The sequence below is a fragment of the Olivibacter jilunii genome, from assembly GCF_900607235.1.
In the GTDB taxonomy this organism is placed as follows: domain Bacteria; phylum Bacteroidota; class Bacteroidia; order Sphingobacteriales; family Sphingobacteriaceae; genus Olivibacter; species Olivibacter oleidegradans.
The window spans coordinates 199,408-206,471 of the sequence record NZ_LR027857.1 but is presented as its reverse complement, the minus strand read 5'-3'; the positions used below and the strand labels follow the sequence as shown (position 1 = coordinate 206,471).

7 protein-coding genes are annotated in these 7,064 nt (G+C 42.4%); 4 read left to right on the top strand and 3 right to left on the bottom strand.

Features of this window, described 5'->3' with window-relative positions; genetic code table 11:
* From E0E36_RS24505 to E0E36_RS24495, 3 genes are all read right to left on the bottom strand, one after another.
* Positions 1 to 642, bottom strand: a 642-nt coding sequence (locus tag E0E36_RS24505) for a TPM domain-containing protein (RefSeq protein WP_130858143.1), incomplete at its 3' end; no start/stop codon positions are given.
* A 7-nt stretch (positions 643 to 649) separates the two neighbouring features.
* Positions 650 to 1,087 (bottom strand): TPM domain-containing protein, encoded by a 438-nt coding sequence (locus E0E36_RS24500; protein ID WP_013664040.1) that lies wholly within the window; start codon positions 1,085 to 1,087, stop codon positions 650 to 652.
* A 67-nt stretch (positions 1,088 to 1,154) separates the two neighbouring features.
* Positions 1,155 to 1,736 (bottom strand): LemA family protein, encoded by a 582-nt coding sequence (locus tag E0E36_RS24495; protein WP_013664039.1) that lies wholly within the window; start codon positions 1,734 to 1,736, stop codon positions 1,155 to 1,157.
* 881 nt (positions 1,737 to 2,617) lie between these two features.
* Here E0E36_RS24495 and E0E36_RS24490 point away from each other — a divergent pair.
* From E0E36_RS24490 to E0E36_RS24475, 4 genes are all read left to right on the top strand, one after another.
* Positions 2,618 to 4,165: an NAD(P)/FAD-dependent oxidoreductase gene (locus E0E36_RS24490; protein WP_130858151.1), complete on the top strand. Its 1,548-nt coding sequence runs from the start codon at positions 2,618 to 2,620 to the stop codon at positions 4,163 to 4,165.
* 184 nt (positions 4,166 to 4,349) lie between these two features.
* Positions 4,350 to 4,706: a CoA-binding protein gene (locus E0E36_RS24485; RefSeq protein WP_013664037.1), complete on the top strand. Its 357-nt coding sequence runs from the start codon at positions 4,350 to 4,352 to the stop codon at positions 4,704 to 4,706.
* Between the two features lie 28 nt (positions 4,707 to 4,734).
* A complete protein-coding gene (locus tag E0E36_RS24480) occupies positions 4,735 to 5,769 on the top strand; it encodes a LacI family DNA-binding transcriptional regulator (protein ID WP_130858142.1) in 1,035 nt (344 codons plus the stop codon).
* Positions 5,770 to 5,865: 96 nt separating this feature from the next.
* Positions 5,866 to 7,059 (top strand): glycoside hydrolase family 88 protein, encoded by a 1,194-nt coding sequence (locus E0E36_RS24475; RefSeq protein WP_130858141.1) that lies wholly within the window; start codon positions 5,866 to 5,868, stop codon positions 7,057 to 7,059.
* The last annotated feature ends 5 nt before the right edge of the window (positions 7,060 to 7,064 follow it).

The window sequence follows — 7,064 nt, the reverse complement described above, 5'->3', positions numbered from 1 at the left end:
GAATAGATCAGATGCAACACGGCCACCGATGACTTGCCCACCGCCCCCTTTGCCCCCACCTCTGCTGGCAAGTAAACTAATGATAACAGCAATTATAATCACAGTTAGGATGAGTCCACCGCTTCCACCTCCTCCTCTGTTCTTACGTGGTTCAGCTTTAAACTCTCCTTTCGTGTAAGAGATGAGCGCATCTGTAGCCCGATTAATTCCTGTAAAATAGTCGCCCTGCCTAAATGCAGGTGTAATAATATTTCGAATAATTTGAAAAGCGATGGCATCGGGTACGGCACCCTCTACACCATAACCGGTTTGGATAGTTACTTTTCTGTCTTCCTTGGCAACAAGCAACAAAATCCCATTATCTTTACCTTTTGTTCCAATACCCCATTGCTGGGCTAGTCGTACTCCATAGTCGGCTATGTCGTAATCACCTACCGAACGCATAATCACAACGGCTATTTGCGTTGAAGAGGTGTCAGCAAAAGCAACTAGCTTACTTTCAAGCTGCTGCCGCTGAGCATCCGTTAGCGTACCGGTAAAGTCGGTCACCAATGTTCTGGACGGGGGAGGGAAATCCTGAGCTTTTACTAAAGTTGATAAAAAGAATATAAAAGAAAAGAACAAGGTCTGGTAAGCTCTCATGTTTGCTTTATTTTGGACGATTCATAAACACAATATCATTAGGCAGTTCGTTTACATCGTCATGTTCACGTGGAAATAGAACTTTAAGTTTGCTTCCGGCAGATTCAATGCCCGCTATTATACCTTCTACTAAATTGCCAGTCTTGAAATAGGCCAGCATTTTATCCTTTGTAGTGTCCCAAAAGTCAGGTTCAACTTTATTGTTGATACCGGCATCGCCTATAATGGCAAATTTATGATCGTCAACAGAAAGGTAAATGAGTACACCATTGCGCAGGTTGGTTTTGTGCATACCAAGTTGGTTAAAACACGCTGCTGCACGAGAAAGTACTTCCTGATCGCATCTTTTCTCCACACAAATGCGGATTTCTCCGGAGGTATTTGCCTCCGCTAAACCAATCGCATGTGCAATGTGTTCTTGTTCTTCACTATTGAAAATATTCATCTCTTTCCGAAGGTTAAAGTGTGAAAGGCTTGCCCTCAGGCGAGCCTTCCGTGTGGTACATTATCGTTTAAAATTTCACTTCAGGCGCTTTGTCCGCACCGGCTTGAGAGGTGAAATAGCCCTTTGCTTTGAAGCCAAAGATACCAGCCATCAAATTATTCGGGAAAGAGCGGATTGTCGAGTTGTATTGTTGTGTCGCTTCATTAAAGCCACGACGCGCAACGGCAATCCTGTTTTCTGTTCCTTCTAGTTGAGCCTGTAAACCCTGAAAACTTTCAGTGGCTTTTAGCTCAGGATAGTTTTCCGCTACAGCCATTAAACGACTTAATGATCCTGTAAGAGCGCCCTGGGCGTCTTCGAATTTTTTTATGGCTTCCGGTGTTAGGTTCGATGGATCGATATTAATGGATGTCGCTTTCGCACGCGCTTCCACTACACTTGTTAATGTTTGCTGTTCGAAATTGGCAGCACCTTTTACGGTATTCACCAAATTCGGAATCAGGTCGGCGCGACGTTGATAGGCATTCTCCACCTCAGCCCATTTGGATTGAACATTCTCATCCAATTTAACCATACTATTGTAGCCACATGAGCTCAGCGATAAGGTGGCAATCAAGCCAACTAAACCAAAAATAAATCTTTTAATCATTGTCTTTTCTTTTAATGTTGATCATTTTTACCTGCTTAACAAACTTATGTAAAATGCTTGTTATTCACGAATACAAATACAAATTAGCCGTCTACAAGTAACCTCCGTTGATATTATCTCCGGAACTTATTCTGCTATAGCAAATGTTCTGCCATTTATTATAAACAACTGGTTTTGTCAGTCCGGCTTTCTCAGGTTAATACGTATTATTTTCATGATGGAATGATTTTAAAAGAACGTTTATTTTAACTTCTTTCTTTCTTTTCATTAAGTTTTCGTTTTTTTAAGGCATTCAAGCTTTACTTAACGGGAAGGTTTCTTGACCTTTTTTATTTAACTTTTGGTTTGATCCAAAAGTTACAAAAGATCAAGGCGTGTGTAGGCTACCTTGCACCTGATGGCAAAGCATCAACGGCGCATATTGGAGCCGTTTCACTTCCTCAATCCGCTTGGATACTGCACAATGAACAGAGGTGCAAATGCTTTGCTGCCCGTTGCGTCGGTATCCTCCAAGGCCGCTTCTCCCGCGCACAAGGCTATAGTACTGGGCTAAAGCTAATAAGTCGGGTTAAAAGTAGAAGCCTTCCGTTCTGCTAAAATATCACCTAGGAAGTTTGCGGCTTGCAAGTTGATGCACTACCGTTGTAGCAAACTTCCAAGCGATGAGATTCTGTTTCTTTTTTGCGGAAACCACGAAGTAGCATGAGTGCTTTTTAAAACAAACAATAACGAATAAAAAGAAAAACAAAAACGTTCTTTTAATTTAAACAACAACCTCTTTACATTAAAAGTCAAATCTCGGAGGATTTATCTTGAGATAAATGACTGACAACAAAATTTTTTACCTTTGTATATCCTGGATAACAACCGGGCAATATAGTATGCAAAAAGAAATCGAATTAGCGGTGAATCCCGAAAATATTTCGGACGATCACTTCATCCTCCGACAGGCGGCCGCACAACTTAAGGTAACACCGAAACGTATCCAATCGCTTCAAATCAGAAAAAGATCAATTGATGCCCGCGGACGAAAAGTAGTTTACCGATTACGCCTTGTTGTCTATATCGATGAAGCAGTAACCTTAACCGTTCCGAAAATTAATTATCACGACGTTTCAAAAAGCCAACCCGTTATTATTATAGGTGCTGGACCGGCAGGGTTATTTGCAGCCCTGCAATGTTTGGAGCTAGGTTTCAAACCAGTTGTCTTGGAACGGGGCAAAGCCGTGAAAGACAGGCGTCGTGATTTAGCGGCGATTAACAAAGCAGGTTTAGTTAACGTGGAATCGAACTACTGTTTTGGTGAAGGGGGGGCGGGTACTTATTCCGATGGAAAGTTGTATACACGTTCTAATAAAAGGGGTGATGTGCAAAAGGTTCTGCAAATCCTCGTCGATCACGGTGCTACGCCGGACATCCTTGTGGACGCTCGACCGCATATCGGAACGAACAAACTACCACATATTATAGAAGCTATTCGCGAAAAGATCATTTTATTTGGAGGAGAAATACGTTTCGACTCCAAGGTAGTCGATATGGTCGTTAAGAATAAGAAATTACAAGGCGTTGTTTTACACAATGGGGAAGAGGTAGTTGGTAATCATGTCATTTTAGCTACAGGGCATTCGGCGAGAGATATTTTCTATCTTTTTGAACGGAAGAAATGGTTGGTTGAGGCAAAACCATTTGCTCTGGGCGTGCGCATTGAACATCCCCAGGAAATTGTCGATCAAGCCCAATATCATTGTTCGATACGGAGTGAGCACCTGCCACCGGCCTACTACAGCCTGGTTGAGCAAATTGACAATCGAGGCGTGTTTTCCTTCTGCATGTGTCCTGGCGGCATCATTGCACCTTGTGCTACCGGTGAGCGCGAGATTGTAGTGAACGGATGGTCGCCATCTAAACGAAATAATCCCTACGCGAATTCAGGAACAGTTGTTCAGGTGAACTTGGAAGACGTTGCAGGGGCGCACACAAATCCTTTTGCTTTACTCGCATTTCAGCAACAAGTCGAGCGAAAAGCATATGACCTGGGTGGTGGACAACTGGTGGCGCCCGCACAACGAATGATAGACTTTGTAGAAGGAAAATTGTCAGCCGATTTACCTATAAATTCTTATAAGCCTGGATTGAAATCCGTTCAATTAGAAGAGTTGCTTCCGAACTTTATATATAAGGCACTAAAAGGCGCCTTGCCACTTTTTGGAAAAAAAATGCAAGGCTATTATACAAATGAGGCCGTGTTGGTTGGTGTCGAATCCAGAACTTCTTCTCCGATACGCATTCCTAGAGATAAAGATACTTTACAACACCCCGAGATCGAAGGTTTATACCCCTGTGGCGAAGGAGCAGGTTATGCGGGCGGAATTGTTTCGGCGGCTATCGATGGCATGAATTGTGTTAGTAGAATAGGAGATAGGGAATAAGGTGTGAAGTAAAAGGTGTGGGGTGTAGCGTTAAAGGAGTGAGGCCCATGGCGTGCGGCCTAATGCTTGCTTATAGCAAGGTGGTAAAGCCTAAAGCAATACCAATAACGAACAACCAATAACGAACAACCAATAACCAATAACTAATAACCAACGACGAATAACAAATAAATAGACAAAGAATATGAAAACCCTTATATTAGGAGCTACTACTAACCCGGCGCGATATGCTTATTTAGCCGCGAATCGCTTGGTGGCAGCTGGCCATGAAATTGTTAATGTGGGAATCAAAAAGGGCGCAGTAGCAGGAGTAGATATTGTCCCGCCCGGAGAGCCTTTACACGATATTCATACCGTCACCCTTTATATTGGGCCGAAACTGCAAGGACAATATTATGATTATCTTATGAAAACTAAGCCTAAACGTATTATATTTAACCCAGGTACAGAAAACGATGAGCTTGCTGCATTGGCGAAAACCAATGGAATTGAACCTGTTTATGCCTGCACGCTCGTTTTATTAAGTACTGGCCAATATTAACTAAATGTAGACTCCATGTTTGGGTTTTATGAGAGAACATAAACCGGATAAGTCCGAAATTAGCATTGTTGATATAGCAGAGGCCTTGAACGTTTCGGCTGCAACCGTTTCGAGAGCATTAAATGATAATCCTCGAATAAGTGAAGCAACACGGAAACGGGTGAAGGATAAGGCAGAGGAATTAGGCTACCGGCACAATAGCATGGCCTCGTCGTTAAGAAATAAGCGCTCTAATATCATTGGAATGATTGTGCCCAGAATCTCCATGTACTTCCATGCGATTTTTATTACCGCTTTACAGAATAGGTTGCAGGAAGAGGGATATAGCTTAATGGTTTGCCAGTCGAATGATTCCGAATCGATCGAACAGAAGCTGGCCGCAACCTTATACTCTTCACGAGTAGACGCCTTGGTCGTTTCGTTAGCGTTGTACACAGAGGATTATAAGCACTTCGATGGTTTCACTAAACAGGGCATCCCCTTAATTTTTTACGATCGGGTTCCAACAAAAACCTATGCAGCGCATATTATCAAAGGCGACGATTATCGTGGTGGTTTGTTGGCCGGCAATCATCTGATAGAAACCGGCTGTTCAAAAATTGCTTATATCTCGGGACCGTTGTCATGTAGTATCTATAAGGAACGAACGGAAGGTTTTCAACATGCTTTAGACAAAGCGAAAATAAAACTTGAAAGGAAATGGTGTTTCTATCAAGAACTTACGGCGGAAAATGCGTGGAATAGCCTAAGGCAGATATTTGTCGGTAAGGAGCGACCTGACGGCATTTTTGCATCAAACGACACAACCGCTTTAGCGGCTGTCGAGTTTGCTCGGGAACAAGGGATAAAAATTCCTGATGAACTGAAGATTGTCGGTTATTCAAACGATCCGAGAGCGTCTATTATTTCGCCACCGATAACAACAATCGACCAGCATCCTGTTGAAATGGCAAATCGGGTTGCCCAAAAATTGCTGAACTTGTTAAAGGATAAATCCCTAAGGGCTATAAATGATACGCGAGAAATCGTTCCCGTAACATTGGTGAGGCGAATGACAACGTGAAATTTATGCAAACGATTGTGTAATGTAATCGATTGCAATTACTACTTATTTCTACTATTTTGGCCGTCATAATCCAAACACTTAACCAATATAACGATGGCCAAAATAATCAAGCCGGTTTTTATACTTATAAGCATCATGCTATCAGGTATACAGTCTTTCGCGCAAACTAAAAGCATGAAAGAACTGATTCAAGCAAACTTTGATTTTGCAAGAGCACAATATAAAGTGCTCGCCAATAATATACCATCTGAAAAGTTGCCTCAAAATTGGGATCCGAAAACAGGCAAAATCGACGCGCGCGACATTCAATGGTGGTGCAGCGGTTTTTATCCGGGATCATTATGGTTGATTTATGAGCAAACAAAAGATGAAACTATCCATCAAGAGGCTTTGCGAACGCTAAAATTGATTGAACCGAATAAAACTTTTACCGGCAACCATGATCTGGGGTTCATGATGTTTTGTAGCTTCGGAAATGCCTATCGTATCACGCGTGACAATGCCTATAAGGATATTCTGTTTCAATCGGCTGCCTCTTTAGCAACGCGTTATAGACCCGAAATTCAAGCGATTCAATCATGGAATAAAAATAAGTTCTGGGACTGTCCCGTGATCATTGATAACATGATGAACCTCGAAATGCTGAACTGGGTAAGCGATCATGGAGGCGATAAGCGATATAAAGAAATCGCGATCACACATGCGAACACAACGCTTAAGAATCATTTCCGTCCCGATTTCAGTTCCTTTCATGTAATTGATTATAACCCAAACAATGGAACGGTACGCAGAAAAGCTACCTGGCAAGGTGCTGCTAATAGTTCTGCTTGGGCAAGGGGGCAAGGCTGGGCGCTTTATGGGTATACACTCATGTACAGAGATACGAAAAATGAAGCCTATTTGAAACAAGCAGAAGGCATTGCCGCCTTTATCTTGAATCATCCCAATCTTCCGGAAGACAAAATCCCCTACTGGGACTTCGATGCGCCTTTCATGCCTTATGCTGAACGAGATGCCTCTGCCGGTGCACTTATAGCTTCCGCATTGTTGGAACTCGGGCAATATGTAGAGGGGGATAAAAAACGCTTGTATTTGAAAAGTGCAGAGCAGATGTTGCGTTCTTTAGCAAGTGATACTTACCGATCTAAATTTGGCGAAAATGGTGGTTTTCTTCTGCAGCATAGCACGGGCGCCTTTCCATTAAATTCTGAGATCGATAGACCAATTATTTATGCAGATTATTATTTTTTGGAAGCGCTTAAACGTTATAAAGATTGGTATTTATAGAGCAT

Coding starts and splice junctions, on each gene's coding strand:
- E0E36_RS24485 (WP_013664037.1), top strand. CDS start 4,350: ATGAAAACCCTTATATTAGGAGCTACTACTAACCCGGCGCGATATGCT.
- E0E36_RS24490 (WP_130858151.1), top strand. CDS start 2,618: ATGCAAAAAGAAATCGAATTAGCGGTGAATCCCGAAAATATTTCGGAC.
- E0E36_RS24500 (WP_013664040.1), bottom strand. CDS start 1,087: ATGAATATTTTCAATAGTGAAGAACAAGAACACATTGCACATGCGATT.
- E0E36_RS24480 (WP_130858142.1), top strand. CDS start 4,735: ATGAGAGAACATAAACCGGATAAGTCCGAAATTAGCATTGTTGATATA.
- E0E36_RS24475 (WP_130858141.1), top strand. CDS start 5,866: ATGGCCAAAATAATCAAGCCGGTTTTTATACTTATAAGCATCATGCTA.
- E0E36_RS24495 (WP_013664039.1), bottom strand. CDS start 1,736: ATGATTAAAAGATTTATTTTTGGTTTAGTTGGCTTGATTGCCACCTTA.